Here is a 13,944-nt window from a genome sequence, read left to right on the forward strand (position 1 = left end):
ACATGGGTTTTCTCGCCGGTAAGCGCGTACTGATCGTCGGTGTCGCCAGCAAGCTGTCCATCGCATCCGGCATCGCTGCCGCCATGCATCGCGAGGGCGCTGAGCTTGCCTTCACTTATCAGAACGACAAACTGAAAGGTCGTGTTGAGGAATTCGCTCAAGGCTGGGGTTCGAGCCCTGAGCTGTGCTTCCCGTGCGACGTGGCCAGCGATGAAGAAATCGCCAAGGTCTTCGAAGAACTGAGCAAGAAGTGGGACGGCCTGGACTGCATCGTGCACTCCGTCGGCTTCGCCCCGGGCGACCAACTGGACGGCGACTTCACCGAAGCCACCACCCGTGAAGGTTTCCGCATCGCTCACGACATCAGCGCCTACAGCTTCGTGGCTCTGGCCAAGGCTGGCCGCGAAATGATGAAAGGCCGCAACGGCAGCCTGCTGACCCTGTCGTACCTGGGCGCCGAGCGCACCATGCCGAACTACAACGTGATGGGCATGGCCAAGGCTTCGCTGGAAGCTGGCGTACGCTACCTGGCCGGCTCCCTGGGCCCGGACGGCACCCGCGTCAACTGCGTATCGGCTGGCCCGATCCGTACCCTGGCAGCCTCGGGCATCAAGAACTTCCGCAAGATGCTGGCCGCCAACGAAGCGCAAACCCCACTGCGCCGCAACGTCACCATCGAAGAAGTCGGCAACGCCGGCGCCTTCCTGTGCTCCGATCTGGCGTCGGGCATCAGCGGTGAAATCATGTACGTGGACGGCGGCTTCAACACCACCGCCATGGGCAACATCGAAGAGTAATCTTCGGTCTGCCGATAAAAAACCCGCCAATCGGCGGGTTTTTTTGTGCCTGCAATGTCTTCAACAACCCAAATCCCCTGTAGGAGTGAGCCTGAATTTCGTGAACAGCGGATAAACCTGTGGGAGTGGGCTTGCTCACGAAGAGGCCGGTACATTCAACATGAATATTGCCTGACCGGACGCTTTCGCGAGCAAGCCCGCTCCCACACTGTTTTGCGATGCGCCTGAACTTTGTGGGCAGCGGATAAACCTGTGGGAGTGGGCTTGCTCACGAAGAGGCCGGCACATTCAACATGGATATCGCCTGACCGGACGCTTTCGCGAGCAAGCCCGCTCCCACAGGGTTCTGCGGTGTGCCGGGATTTCGTGGGCAGCCGCTAAATCTGTGGGAGCTGGCTTGCCAGCGATGAGGCCTGAATCAGCGCCGTTTCAACGCCTGCTTGTGCGCATACATCGCCTCGTCGGCATCGGCCAGCAGTCGATCCACCGTTTCATGGCGTTGCGGATCGTATTCGATCTGGCCGACGCTGAAGCGAATCTCGTAGCCGCGCTGCAACATCGCATTACGCTCGTCGAGGATTTCCTTGAGCCGCGCCATGATCGCTGTGGTTTCGACGTGACTGGAGCCGGTCAGCAGCGCCACGAACTCGTCACCGCCCAGGCGCCCGACCACGTCGCTCTCGCGAAAAGCGATGCGCAGCACATCGGCAAAGGTCTTCAGCGCACTGTCGCCCTCGGCATGGCCGTAACGATCATTGATCTGTTTGAAGTCATTGAGATCGAAAAACAGCAGCGTCGCCGGTTGGTCCCGGTGTTTACAGGCGTCCAGCGCATGCTGGGCCAGGGTCTTGAAGCCGCGGCGGTTGGACAGCAGCGTCAGCTCGTCCATGCTCGCCATCTGCACCGCCATCAACTCCTGCTCGGCCATGCCGGCGAGATCGCGCAACAGGGCACGCTCCTCGTCGTCGAGTTCGCGCGGCTGGGTGTCGATCAGGCACAACGTGCCCATTTTGTTGCCGTTGGGCACGGTCAGCGGGTAGCCCGCGTAGAAACGAATCTTCGGCTCGCCGGTGACCAGCGGATTGTCATGAAAGCGCTTGTCCTGCTTGGCATCAGGCACCAGCAGCAATTCGTCCTGAAGAATCGCGTGCCCACAGAACGATACATCACGCGGGGTTTCGTTGACGTCGAGGCCGACGCACGACTTGAACCATTGCCGATCCTTGTCCACCAGCGTCACCAGCGCAATCGGCACGTTGAACAGGCGTTTGGCCAGCCGCGTGAGCCGGTCAAAACGCTCCTCCGGCGCCGAATCAAGAACCTTCAAGCCGTGCAGCGCTTGAATTCGGGTGGCTTCATTGGCGGGTTTGATCGGGGCCAGCATCACGCACTCCATCAGGGTCAATGACCGTTAGAGTAGCTTGATTCGCCAGCGACTCACACACTCAACCGCCCGCCACCGGACATGGCCCGCCAGCATCGGCCCAAAGCTTGAACTGGGCCACAAAAATGTCATGCGGCACCGGCACCGGTGCGCGCCCTGCTCCGGGGTTCCAGCCCCACAACACCAGTTTGTCGTCGCTGACATGTTTGATCAGCGCGGCGAAATCACGGTCGCCGTTGCTCGAGCGGTCCTTGATCATCGCGCACAACTTGTCCGGCGGCAGGCCGATCCAGGCCATCTTGTGCGCCGCCGGCGGCAGACTCCAGTGCGGCGCCCCCGGTGGCGCATGCGGGCCATAACTGGCCGGTGGATTGGTCTCGGCGTGGCAGGTGGCGCAAGGCAAACCGGCGGCGCCCTTGCCGTCCATGCCGCGCACCACATTCATCGCGTGTGGTTTGCCCGCATCGAACTGCAGTGGCGAATCACCGGGGATGTGGCAGTTCTGGCAGCGCGGGCTCTGGAACACCTTCTGCACCGTGCCGAACGCCTTGAGCGCTTCCTGATCGTCGGCGAACAGGTCCGAGGCGTAGCCGCCCAGCCCCAGCAATATCACCGTGCCCAACAGCAGATGTCGTTTCATCTCACACCCCCGACAGTTGCAGCGGCAGTTCACGCAAGCGCTGCCCGGTCAGCGCATACACGGCATTGGCCACCGCCGGCGCTGTGGGCGGAACACCGGCCTCGCCGATGCCGCCGGGTTTGTCGCTGCTGGGCACGATATGCACCTCGACCAGCGGCATCTCGTTGAGCCGCAGCACCTGATAGTCGTGATAATTGGATTGCACCACCGCGCCATCCTTGAGCGTCAGTTTGCTGTGCAGCGCCATGCCCAGGCCAAAGGTGATGCACGATTCCATCTGCGCCGCGATGCTCTGCGGGTTGACCGCTATCCCGCAATCCACCGCACACACCACGCGGTGCACGCGAATCGCCAGATTGTCCTGCGAGACCTCGGCCACCTGCGCCACATAACTGCCGAACGACTCGTGTACCGCCACGCCCAATGCATGCCCGTCAGGCAACGGCGCTGTCCAGTTGGCCTTCTCCACCACCAGATTCAGCACCCCGAGATGCCGCGCATGGTCCTTGAGCAAGGTGCGTCGATATTCGACCGGGTCCTTGCCCGCCGCCGTGGCCATCTCATCGATCAGCGACTCCATGACGAAAGCGGTGTGGCTGTGCCCCACCGAACGCAGCCACAGCACATTGATTCCGGTCTGCGGCGAATGCAGCTCGACCTGTTGATGGGCCAGACCCTTGATATACGGGCTGTCGGCCACACCTTCGACCGAAGTCGCGTCGATGCCGTTCTTGACCATGGTCTGTTCGAGCATGGTGCCGGCCATGATCGACTGGCCGACCAGCACATGCTGCCAGCTTAGCGGCATGCCCTGCCCGTCCAGGCCTATGCGTGCCTGATGCAGGAACATCGAGCGGTAATACCCGCCGCGAATGTCGTCCTCGCGCGACCACACGGTTTTCACCGGCAGCCCGGCGGCTTTCGCCACTTGCACCGCTTCGGCGACGAAGTCCGAGGTCGGATTGGCCCGCCGCCCGAATCCGCCGCCAAGAAATTCGGTGTGAATTGCCACCTGTTCCGGTTTGAGTCCGGTGATCTTGCCGGCGACCATCTGGTCTAGGGTCTGGAATTGCGTGCCGGTCCAGATCTCGCACTTTTCGGCGCTGATCTTCACTGTGCAGTTCAGCGGTTCCATCGGTGCGTGCGCCAGATACGGCACGCTGTATTCGACGTCGATTTTCTTCGCCGCCTTGTCGAAGTTGCCTTTCGGATCCCCAGCCTGGCTGGCGGAAGTGCCCGGTGTCGCTGCCAGTTTGCGGAAACTGTCGAGCAGGCCCTGGCTGCTCAGGTCAGCGTGCGGCCCGAGATCCCAATCGACCTTCAGCGCATCGCGACCAAGTTTCGCCGCCCAGTAATGATCGGCAATCACCGCCACACCGGTCGGCACCTGTACCACTTTGTGCACACCGGGCACCGCCAGTGCCTCGGCGCCCTCGAAGGATTTGACCGTGGCACCGAACACCGGCGCACGGGCGACCATCGCGGTCATCAAGCCCTCGAATTGCACGTCCATGCCGAACCTGGCGCGCCCGGTGATTTTCTCCGGGGTGTCGAGACGCTTGGTCGGTTTGCCGATGACCTTCCAGTCCTTGGCCTCCTTGAACGTGATTGACTTCGGATCCGGCACCGGCAGTTGCCCGGCGGCGTCCGCCAGTTCGCCGTAAGTCGCGCGTTTATCGCCGGCAATCACGACGCCCGATTCGGTGCGAAGCGTCGACGCAGCGACGTTGAAGCGCTTGGCCGCCGCTTCCACCAGCATCTGCCGCGCCGTGGCCCCGGCCAGCCGGTAGCGATCGAACTCCATCCAGGTCGAGGTCGAGCCGCCGGTGATCTGCATCCCGCCAAACGCCGGCATGCCGTAATTGGCGGCCGAGGCCGGCGAGTGCTCGACGCGGATCGTCGACCAGTCGGCGTCCAACTCTTCGGCGATCAGCATGGTCAGGCCGGTCCAGATGCCCTGACCCATTTCCGAGTGCCCGAGCAACACCGTTACGCTGTTGTCGGCGGCAATGCGCAAAAACGCATTGGGCGCGAAGACCTTGCCTTCATTCTCCGCCGCCAAGGCAAATCGATGGGCACCGGGGACGACAAACGCCACCACCAGACCGCCACCCAGCACGGCACTGCCCTTGAGAAATCCGCGACGCGATACAGGACTGTTCATCAGCCTTCTCCCAACATGCCTCAGCCGATTTCGGACGCGCGCTTGACCGCCGCGCGGATCCGGGGATAGGTGCCGCAACGGCAAATATTGCCGGAGAGCGCCTGATCGATATCGCTGTCGGTGGGTTTGGGGATCTTCGCCAGCAGCGCGGCGGCCGACATGATCTGCCCCGACTGGCAGTAGCCACACTGCACCACATCGAGCTCGGCCCAGGCCTGTTGCACCGGGTGCGAGCCATCGGTCGAAAGGCCTTCGATCGTGAGAATCTTCTGGCCGTGGGCCACGGCGGTGGCGGGCGTGATACAGGCGCGCAACGGCGCGCCATCGACGTGTACGGTGCAGGCGCCGCACTGGGCCATGCCACAGCCGAATTTGGTACCGGTCAGGTGCGCAACGTCACGCAGGACCCAGAGCAACGGCATGTCGGCCGGTACATCGAGCTCCTGATCCTTGCCATTGATATTCAAGGTCAGCATCGGGGGATTTCCTCAGACTCACGGTGTTCTGAAGGGGCGCCGCTACGGCCGTGGAAGCCTGTGCGCGCCTCGGCTTATCCCTTTCAGCAAAGCCTAATTTGCGCGCGAAGCCAGACATGGCGACCACCGGTCATGCCCTATCGCAAAAATGTCGACTTTAATCTTCTGGCTGATAACGGCGCTCATCCGAACCATTACGACCGGTCTGCGACGAGCGCGGTAACCCTCACCTTGGTCAGGAGTCGCGAACATGGGATTTGTCACCACCAAAGACGGCGTCGAAATTTTCTACAAGGACTGGGGCCCGAAGGACGCCCCGGTGATCCACTTCCACCACGGCTGGCCGCTCAGCTCGGATGACTGGGATGCGCAGATGCTGTTCTTTCTGGCCCAGGGCTTTCGGGTGATTGCTCACGACCGTCGAGGCCACGGACGGTCGAGCCAGGTCTGGGACGGCCATGACATGGACCATTACGCCGACGATGCGCTGGCGGTGGTTCAGCACCTGGGGGTGAAGAACGTGGTGCATGTCGGCCACTCCACCGGCGGCGGCGAGGTCATCCACTACATCGCCCGTCATGGTCAGGACAACGTCGCCAAAGGCGTGTTGATCAGCGCGGTGCCACCGTTGATGGTCAAGACCGAAAGCAATCCGGGTGGTTTGCCGAAATCGGTGTTCGACGATTTTCAGGCGCAACTGGCGGCCAATCGTGCGCAGTTCTACCGCGATATCCCCAGCGGGCCGTTTTATGGCTATAACCGCCCTGGGGCCAAGCCGTCTGAGGGGATCATCGGCAACTGGTGGCGTCAGGGCATGATCGGCGGCGCCAAGGCGCATTACGACGGGATCGTTGCGTTCTCGCAGACCGATTTCACTGAAGACCTGAAGAAAGTCACCGTGCCGGTGCTGGTGATGCATGGCGAGGACGATCAGATCGTACCGTATGCGAACTCGGGGCCTTTGTCGGCGAAACTGCTGCCAAATGGCACGCTGAAGTCATATCCGGGGTTTCCGCACGGGATGCCGACGACTGAGGCGGCGACGATCAATGCGGATCTGCTGGCGTTTATTCGCGGTTGAGGAGAGTTGCGTTCACGCCTGTCTCCTGTAGGAGCGAGCCTGCTCGCGATGGCGATGTATCAGGCAACAAATGTTCAATCTGTTCCGACGCTATCGCGAGCAGGCTCACTCCTACAAGGGAACTTGATTGGCCTGAAGTTCACTACGCCTCGGTACGCCCCGTGCCTTCGCGATCACGTTCGTAGTGGTGGGCCAATGGCAGCGCCGGCAACCATGACTCACGCCGTACAGTCCACAGTTCATAAGTCGGCTTGAACTGGTTCGGCGCGTCCAGCGAGCCGACATTCACTTCTATTTCATCCCCCGAACGCGCCAGTACCGGCGAACCACAGCGCGGACAGAACACCCGCCCTTGATATTCGCCGGTCTTGCCACTGACGGTCACGGCATTCTCAGGAAATATCGCCGAGGCATGAAACAACGTGCCATGGTGTTTGCGGCAGTCGAGGCAGTGGCAGATCCCGACGCGGTAAGGTTGGCCCGATGCTTCGAAACGCACATCGCCGCACAGGCAACCGCCAGTTAATGGGTTCATGGTGTCTATCCTCTGCCAGACTCTGTTCAGCCTTTGAACATAGCAGCCGTACAAGCGAACGCCCACAATCGGCTTATACCGGAGACAGCGCCATGCCCTCCCCTGAATCCATCTTGTTACAGAGCTGGCACACCAACGCTGATGCCTGGATCGACGCGATCCGCAGCGGTGCCATCGAAAGCCGTCAGCAGGTCACCGATCAGGCGGTCCTGCTGGCGATCATGGGCCGCCAACCGGGACGCGTGCTGGATCTGGGTTGCGGCGAAGGCTGGTTGTTGCGGGCGCTGGCGGATCGCGGTATCGATGCGGCGGGCGTCGATGGCGATGCGACGTTGATCGAGGCTGCACGCGCGGCCGGTTCGGCCAAGGTACATGTGGCCAGTTATGCGGCATTGGTCGACGCCGAAATTGATATTGGCCGTGACTACGATTTGATCTGCGCCAACTTCTCGCTGCTGCATCAGGACATCATTCCATTGCTCGCCGCAATGCATGAGTTACTGGTTCCCGGCGGCGCCATGATCATTCAGACCCTGCATCCGTGGGCCGTGGCGGCCGGCGATTATCAGGATGGCTGGCGTGAAGAGTTCTTCGCCGGGTTCAAGGGCCAGTGGCAGCCGATGCCGTGGTATTTCCGCACGCTGTCGAGCTGGTGCAACGCGCTGGACATGGCCGGGTTTCACCTGGTCAGCCTGCAAGAGCCGCAGCATCCGCAAAGCCCGGTGCCGCAGTCGTTACTGATGATCGCCGAACGGCGCTGACCGGGGCAACTCGAGCCCCTTGTGGGAGCGAGCTTGCTCGCGAATGCGGAATGCCTGACAGGCTCGTCGCTGCATGTGCCGACGCTTTCGCGAGCAGGCTCGCTCCCACAATGTTTGGCGTCTAATGCTTCAGTTGTCGATCTACGGCACCGCCATTCGACCAAGGACTGACTACGCTGTAAATCCTGCGTGTCTAACCTGCCGAGGATGACTGCCATGCAACGCTTTCAAAAACTCACACCGTGCCTGTGGTTCGATGATCAGGCCGAAGCCGCCGCGAAGTTCTATTGCTCGATCTTCGATCATTCGAAAATCACCGGCCTGACCCACTACAGTAAGGTCGGCCAGGAATTTCACGGCAAGCCGGAAGGCGCGGTGATGACCGTCAGTTTCGAACTCGACGGCCAGACCTTCACCGGCCTCAACGGCGGGCCGATGTTCAAGTTCAGTGAAGCCATTTCGTTTCAGGTCAATTGCCAGAATCAGGAAGAAGTCGACCACTTCTGGGGCAACCTGTCGGCCGGTGGCCCGGTCGAGGCCCAGCAATGCGGCTGGCTCAAGGACCAGTTCGGGGTGTCGTGGCAGATCGTGCCGGTGGCGTTCATGCACATGATGCAGGACCCCGACACCAGCAAGTCGCAACGGGCGATGCAGGCCATGTTCAAGATGAAAAAACTCGACATCGCCGAACTGGAGCGGGCCTTTGCCGGCCAGAGCTAATACACTCCGGTTCTGGCCTGCCGGGAACCATAACGATGAAACACGCTGCCGCCAAAAACCCTGAAAAAGCCCCACGCTTCTGGCGCGACGATGCCCTGCCCTTCATCGAAGCGCGGGCCATCGCCGATGGCCGTGAGGTCTGCTACTCACGCCATTCCCATGCGCATTTTTCGATTGGCGCGATCACCGCCGGGCGGAGCATTTATGTGCATGAGCAATCGACGTTCGAAGTCGCCGCCGGCACCGTGGTGCTGATGAATCCCGGCGACGTGCATGCCTGCAACCCGCTCGATGATCAGCCGTGGTCGTACTTGATGCTGTATGTCGAGACGTCGTGGCTGACGGATCTGCAGCATCAACTGGGGTTCAGTGCCGAGCTTGAGTTTCGGCGGTTTTCCACTACTCATCTGGATGACCCGCGACTGTTTCGTGACCTGCAAGGGCTTTACGCCACACTCGTCGACGAGCAGCAGGACGTACTGCGCAAACACAGCGCAGCGGTGGAGTTTTTCAGCGATCTGCAACTACGCTTGAACCCGGCTGAACCACCGCAGCGTGAACCGAATTTCAAGCTCGAACGCGCCGCCGACTTCATTCGCGAACACTGCACCGACCTGCTCAGCCTGGAGGACATCTGCACGGCGGCGCAGTTGTCACCGTCGTATCTGATCCGTACGTTCAAGCAGCATTACGGCATGACTCCGCATGCCTTTGTGGTCAACCAGCGCATCCAGTTCGCCCGCGAACGTCTGCGCAGCGGCCAGTTGATTGCCGATGTCGCGCTGGAAGCAGGGTTTGCCGATCAGGCGCATTTTCAGCGCGCATTCAAACAGCATCTGGCGGCGACTCCCGGCCAATATCGCGGCTGATCCTGGCGCCGGGCTCACGGCAACAGCAGATAACCCGCGCTCGCCGCCAGCAACAAGGCCATCAACCGGTTGAACAGGCGCATCCCCTTCGGATTGCCCAGATACCCACGCAGAAACGTCCCGGCATAGACCCAGCAACCGACCGACAGATAACAGATCACCAGATACACCGCGGCGAACTGCCAGACCAGCCGCGCCTCGCCATCGGCGACAAACGCGCCCATCCCGGCCACACACGCCAGCCAGGCTTTCGGGTTGAGCCATTGCATCACCGCGCCGTACAACATCGACGGTGCCCGACCCGCCTCGCCGGCATGCAACTGGCCGTCATCGGCCGCCAGTTTCCAGGCCATGAACAACAGAAACGCCACCCCGGCCAATTGCACCACCCGGGTCAGGAATGGCCACAGTTTCAGGACTTCATGCAGGCCCAGGCCCATCAGTACCAGCAACAACACAAACCCCAACGTCGCTCCCGCCACGTGCCGCTGACTGGCCCGAAAGCCGAACTGCGCACCGGAACTCAGCGCGACGATGTTCACCGGGCCCGGGGTTATGGACGCCACCAGCGCGAACGCCGCCATCGACACAATCAGACTCATAACGCACCTGCCGCAGATTGGGGAGAAAGAGACTCAGGCTAACTAAGGCATAGCCTCCTGTATTGAACAAAATTGCCCTCGTATCGACCGACAGGAAACATACATTGAAACCAATACTGCAGAACAAACCCTGACTGCGCCGATATAGTCGCCATGCGAAAACAAAACTTCGCTATACCCGTTTATTGACCCACCTATATAGCCATGGATGGACTGACACCCAATGACGACTTTAACCAATCTTTTTACCCCAGCACCTCTATCAAGTGAGCAACTTGAGCGACGTGCTATTGCGCAGGCAATGAGAGCCATGCTCGAAAAGTGGGAAAAGGCCAAGGCCAGCGACAACTATGCCTACCCCACCAACCGTGTTAACAACAAACAACTGTGCATATCGACTCTTGAGGGAAGTCTATTCAATCAAGCGCATTTTTCGGCACACATCGTCCTGCGCCAACTGGTACGTCAGCCACAATTCGTTGCAATCGTCGATACGTTAGAAATCAATGATGACAACTGGACACTGGTCAATAAAAAGGGCGAAATCTTTCAAGTCCATGAAATCCAAACAACTGTCGGGACGTTTATCGAGCGCATTGATATCACCCAGCAGACCAACGAGATTGATTCGTTGAAAGCCGACCTGCAACTGCTGGCCAGCAGTGCAGTCATGACAGGTGGCATCGTGTCTTCAAGCGACCGTCTGCCGTTGCTCAACTGGCTGCAGTTCCAGCAACTGAACCTGCCCGAGACCGCAGACCACTTGCAAAACCTGATTGCCTGGCTCGAACTGACCTTGCCGCTGCCACCGACACATGGCAACTACTGGGGGATATCGAACGAAACCGGCGCAACAGAGCTGTGCATCGACGAAGATCAGCAATCGGCTATCTACCAGGTCATCCATAAGTTGATGGACAAGGGCGAGCCGCGCGCGGAACCGCTGATCAATTATCTGGCGGGCGCACTGCTCAAGAAAGAGACGCCGACAGCCCTGCGTGAATACCCGCGTCGCGCCTGGGCACTGCTGATCGAGACCGAAGAAGCCAAAGCTTTCGCCCAGTCCTGCTTCGAAGCGTTGAACGAGCCGTCCATGGCCAATGCGACTGTGCTGAGCACAGCGCAGCGCAGTCGCCTGCTGGTCGCAGCGGTCATGCTGGATTTGTCGTTGGGTCGCGATGACAAGAACCAGAACTTCATCGAGCAGAATATCTATAACCCAGGTTACGTGCAGGCTACCTCCCATGAGGTCAACCTGGCACTGGAACAGGCACTCGGGCGCCGACGTATAAAGGAGTATGCAGTTCCAATGACGCTGGAACTGATCCTCGCCGGACTTGCGCCCGAATTCCTGGTCAGAACACCCACGACGCTACAGATCGGCACGCCAGGCTGGGTAATTCTGCGCAAATCGGTAAGTCTGGCCGAGACCATCGCGCCTGGCCTGTCCAGTCAGATGTCCTATGACAAGCTGCTTGAATTGGGCGCTATGTTGCCCACCAGTACACAACAGCAGACCCTGCATGACTGGGCGAACCTGCAAGGCATCATGGACTGGTCGATGCTGAATGGCCTGGAACCTGAGAATGCCAATGACCTGCAAACCCAGGAACTGTTCAAGCAAGCAGCTAGCCAATACAACGCCCACATCGAGGCGATCAACGCCGCACTGACAACGATCGCCACCCCACCGGTCAGCCGGCGCAAGCTGGCAAAAGCCGAGCTGTACGACGTAGGTTGCGATCCGATGATGCAAATAGCGTTGCCGGTCGAATACGGATACGAACGCCATTATCATCCCGTGCTTGATGTTTATATGACCCGCAACTTGCTGTTCAAAAAGGGCTATGACAGGCAATCCGGCACAAGTATCTACAAGGCGTATCCGGATCTGCTGACACTCGAACCAATCAACGACATTTACGAGGCAAAAGTAAAAGAACACTTCAAGCAATACAAAACAGCCATCAATACCACTGTGCGTCTGACACTTTCACGATTGTCACTGGAAGAACGGATGGCACTTGAATTCGGCAAGGTGGCCATATTCACCGTTCGCGATTTCTCCATACAAACCCCGATAAACAGCAGCTTTGTGCCGTTTGATCCACGTAAAACAGCGCACTTCGGCAACATGCTGTTTTGCAAGTATGGATTGCAGTTCTACTGTTTTGAAATATTCCCCCTGCAAGGTATTTGCCGCAATAATCCGGCTCTTGCTGAAGCCTACATCCGCGGCCAGACACTCGATGAGATCGGATGGTTTACCGAGGGACCGAACGGCGACAAAGACTTCAAGTCGCTGACGTATCTTCATGCGCGATTCGAGAAAACCGCCTACTTCGAAGGCCAGCCCCCCTTGAGCGAGGAGCTGCGAGACAGGCCGGGCATCATTCTCGAACGCTTTGCCGAATTCGATGAACCTGACGACGCGCTACCCCTTACGCGTAGCCCTATGCACAGTTTCAACTCGGAACGTTTCGACAAGATCGGCGAAATCATTGCCGAACATAATCCCCCGACCCATTACGATCAGTTTTATGCAATCAGTTACGACAGACCCGCCCTGGAGAAGAAACATGATGACTGGGACAACGTCACCGAAACCATTCTCGACATCGTCATCCCGTTCCGCCAGTGCATCAGGGGCCTGTCCTCCAGTGACCCGGATCTTCGCAGCGGCGCCATATTCAGCTGTGTGATGGACCTGACCGCGATCCTCTTCGTCTTTGCCGGAGCGCTGGGGCCGTTCAGCAAGGCGCTGGGCAGCAGTACAAGACTGTTAAGCCTGAGCAAGGTCGGCGCAAGCGTAGCGCTGTCGGTGTTCAATCCGCTCGATGGCGTTCCGAAGCTGGTTTACGGTGGCGCCAGACTGGTCGGCAAAGGCGTGATGAAACTCAGCCATTTCGGCCATACCGTCATCCGGGCCGGAGCCGGACAACTTCGAGCGCTGAGCAGTACCAGCAGCGGCTCGTACGACCTGGTCAAGGCCCTGAGCAAGACCGGGGTTGCAGCGGAGATTCGCATGACGTTGCCGACGCTGGCGCATGCACGGGCATTGTTCAAGGATGATGCACTCGAAACAGTCGAACAGCTCGTCACACGCCTGAGCCAGGACGTTGTTTCCATACCCAAGGGCGGCAATGCGGCAGAACTGCAGCATCTGTTCAACGCTGCAACGAGGGAAGCGACTCAGTCCTCAAAGGGATTCCAGCAACTGGAATCGTTAATAGGTCATGCCGCGGCGAACGACGTACTGATCAGCTTCACCAAAAGCAGAGGCCCCCGGTTCAACGGCACAAAGTTCACTACAAAAGCTGGTGACTATTCGGAAATACTTGGATCAATGGCCGAGCTTGAATCCAGGAAAGTCATCTATCTGAAGAATCATCAGCAAAGCGTCTTGAAGCTGGATCTGGGCAAGCCACCCTACAGCGACGTGATGCCCGAAACGGCGTTCAACCCGCAGGGTTTCACCGACAATGCGCAGAGAGCCGGAGCCTGGATGGTCAAGGGTTCGTCCTCCGACAACGAACTGGAGCACATTGTCGCGATCCTGCGCGAGTATACGAGCAACAATAAATCGCTCACCGATGCGAACGTGGTCAAAGAGATCCACGCTCGACTGGTGCCTCAACTGGCGGAGTCTGTGCGCGAGGTAGGACAGCCAACAAAATATGGTGGCAGCATCAGCGGTTATGCTTCGCTGGAACAACATCTCAAGACGCTCGATGCCGCCCATGAGCATGTCGACAAACACTTGCTGGCGGCCATCGCCGGTTTTCAAGGCTTCGGCGACGGCAATGGTCGTACCGCCAGCGCGGTGTATGCGATCAGCCAACTGCGCAACAATCGATTTGTACCGATGCCGAAACACGTGTTCATGTCGTTGAGCGATCTGGGCTAACCACCCAA

Annotated in this window: 12 protein-coding genes; 6 read left to right on the top strand and 6 right to left on the bottom strand. The window is 59.4% G+C overall.

Going from position 1 to position 13,944, the window contains the following annotated elements; all coding sequences use genetic code 11:
• Window positions 1-2: 2 nt before the first annotated feature.
• A complete protein-coding gene (gene fabI, locus AC3WMV_RS23965) occupies window positions 3-797 on the top strand; it encodes an enoyl-ACP reductase FabI (protein ID WP_003202751.1) in 795 nt (264 codons plus the stop codon).
• Window positions 798-1,215: 418 nt separating this feature from the next.
• Here fabI and AC3WMV_RS23970 read toward each other — a convergent pair whose 3' ends face one another.
• The 4 genes from AC3WMV_RS23970 to AC3WMV_RS23985 form a co-directional block, all read right to left on the bottom strand.
• The gene (locus AC3WMV_RS23970; protein WP_103369379.1) at window positions 1,216-2,181 is read right to left on the bottom strand and encodes a sensor domain-containing diguanylate cyclase; all 966 of its coding nucleotides are present in this window, start codon (window positions 2,179-2,181) and stop codon (window positions 1,216-1,218) included.
• A gap of 61 nt (window positions 2,182-2,242) precedes the next feature.
• The gene (locus AC3WMV_RS23975; RefSeq protein ID WP_103369380.1) at window positions 2,243-2,821 is read right to left on the bottom strand and encodes a hypothetical protein; all 579 of its coding nucleotides are present in this window, start codon (window positions 2,819-2,821) and stop codon (window positions 2,243-2,245) included.
• A 1-nt stretch (window position 2,822) separates the two neighbouring features.
• Entirely contained in the window at window positions 2,823-4,985 is a 2,163-nt protein-coding gene (locus tag AC3WMV_RS23980) for a xanthine dehydrogenase family protein molybdopterin-binding subunit (RefSeq protein ID WP_103369381.1), read from the bottom strand.
• Window positions 4,986-5,005: 20 nt separating this feature from the next.
• Window positions 5,006-5,461, bottom strand: coding sequence for a (2Fe-2S)-binding protein (locus AC3WMV_RS23985; protein WP_003224136.1), 456 nt, complete (start codon window positions 5,459-5,461; stop codon window positions 5,006-5,008).
• 250 nt (window positions 5,462-5,711) lie between these two features.
• Between AC3WMV_RS23985 and AC3WMV_RS23990 the strand changes: the two genes are divergently transcribed.
• Window positions 5,712-6,542: an alpha/beta fold hydrolase gene (locus AC3WMV_RS23990; protein WP_103369382.1), complete on the top strand. Its 831-nt coding sequence runs from the start codon at window positions 5,712-5,714 to the stop codon at window positions 6,540-6,542.
• Between the two features lie 142 nt (window positions 6,543-6,684).
• On the opposite strand, the gene AC3WMV_RS23995 is transcribed toward AC3WMV_RS23990, so the two are convergent.
• Window positions 6,685-7,077 carry a GFA family protein gene (locus tag AC3WMV_RS23995; protein ID WP_103369383.1) on the bottom strand — a complete coding sequence of 131 codons (393 nt, stop codon included), beginning with the start codon at window positions 7,075-7,077 and terminating at the stop codon, window positions 6,685-6,687.
• Between the two features lie 92 nt (window positions 7,078-7,169).
• On the opposite strand from AC3WMV_RS23995, the gene AC3WMV_RS24000 reads away from it, so the two are divergent.
• The 3 genes from AC3WMV_RS24000 to AC3WMV_RS24010 all read left to right on the top strand — a co-directional run bounded on the left by AC3WMV_RS24000 (window position 7,170) and on the right by AC3WMV_RS24010 (window position 9,427).
• The gene (locus tag AC3WMV_RS24000; protein ID WP_103369384.1) at window positions 7,170-7,838 is read left to right on the top strand and encodes a class I SAM-dependent methyltransferase; all 669 of its coding nucleotides are present in this window, start codon (window positions 7,170-7,172) and stop codon (window positions 7,836-7,838) included.
• 216 nt (window positions 7,839-8,054) lie between these two features.
• Window positions 8,055-8,558, top strand: coding sequence for a VOC family protein (locus AC3WMV_RS24005; protein ID WP_007965300.1), 504 nt, complete (start codon window positions 8,055-8,057; stop codon window positions 8,556-8,558).
• A 35-nt stretch (window positions 8,559-8,593) separates the two neighbouring features.
• Window positions 8,594-9,427, top strand: coding sequence for an AraC family transcriptional regulator (locus tag AC3WMV_RS24010; RefSeq protein ID WP_103369385.1), 834 nt, complete (start codon window positions 8,594-8,596; stop codon window positions 9,425-9,427).
• A gap of 14 nt (window positions 9,428-9,441) precedes the next feature.
• Here the strand turns inward: AC3WMV_RS24010 and AC3WMV_RS24015 are convergent, their stop codons facing one another.
• Window positions 9,442-10,029, bottom strand: a complete 588-nt coding sequence (locus AC3WMV_RS24015) for a LysE family translocator (protein WP_095139638.1) — start codon at window positions 10,027-10,029, stop codon at window positions 9,442-9,444.
• Between the two features lie 223 nt (window positions 10,030-10,252).
• Between AC3WMV_RS24015 and AC3WMV_RS24020 the strand changes: the two genes are divergently transcribed.
• Window positions 10,253-13,936, top strand: coding sequence for a hypothetical protein (locus AC3WMV_RS24020; RefSeq protein WP_158248893.1), 3,684 nt, complete (start codon window positions 10,253-10,255; stop codon window positions 13,934-13,936).
• The last annotated feature ends 8 nt before the right edge of the window (window positions 13,937-13,944 follow it).

The organism is Pseudomonas sp. FW305-3-2-15-E-TSA4 (genome assembly GCF_058787295.1).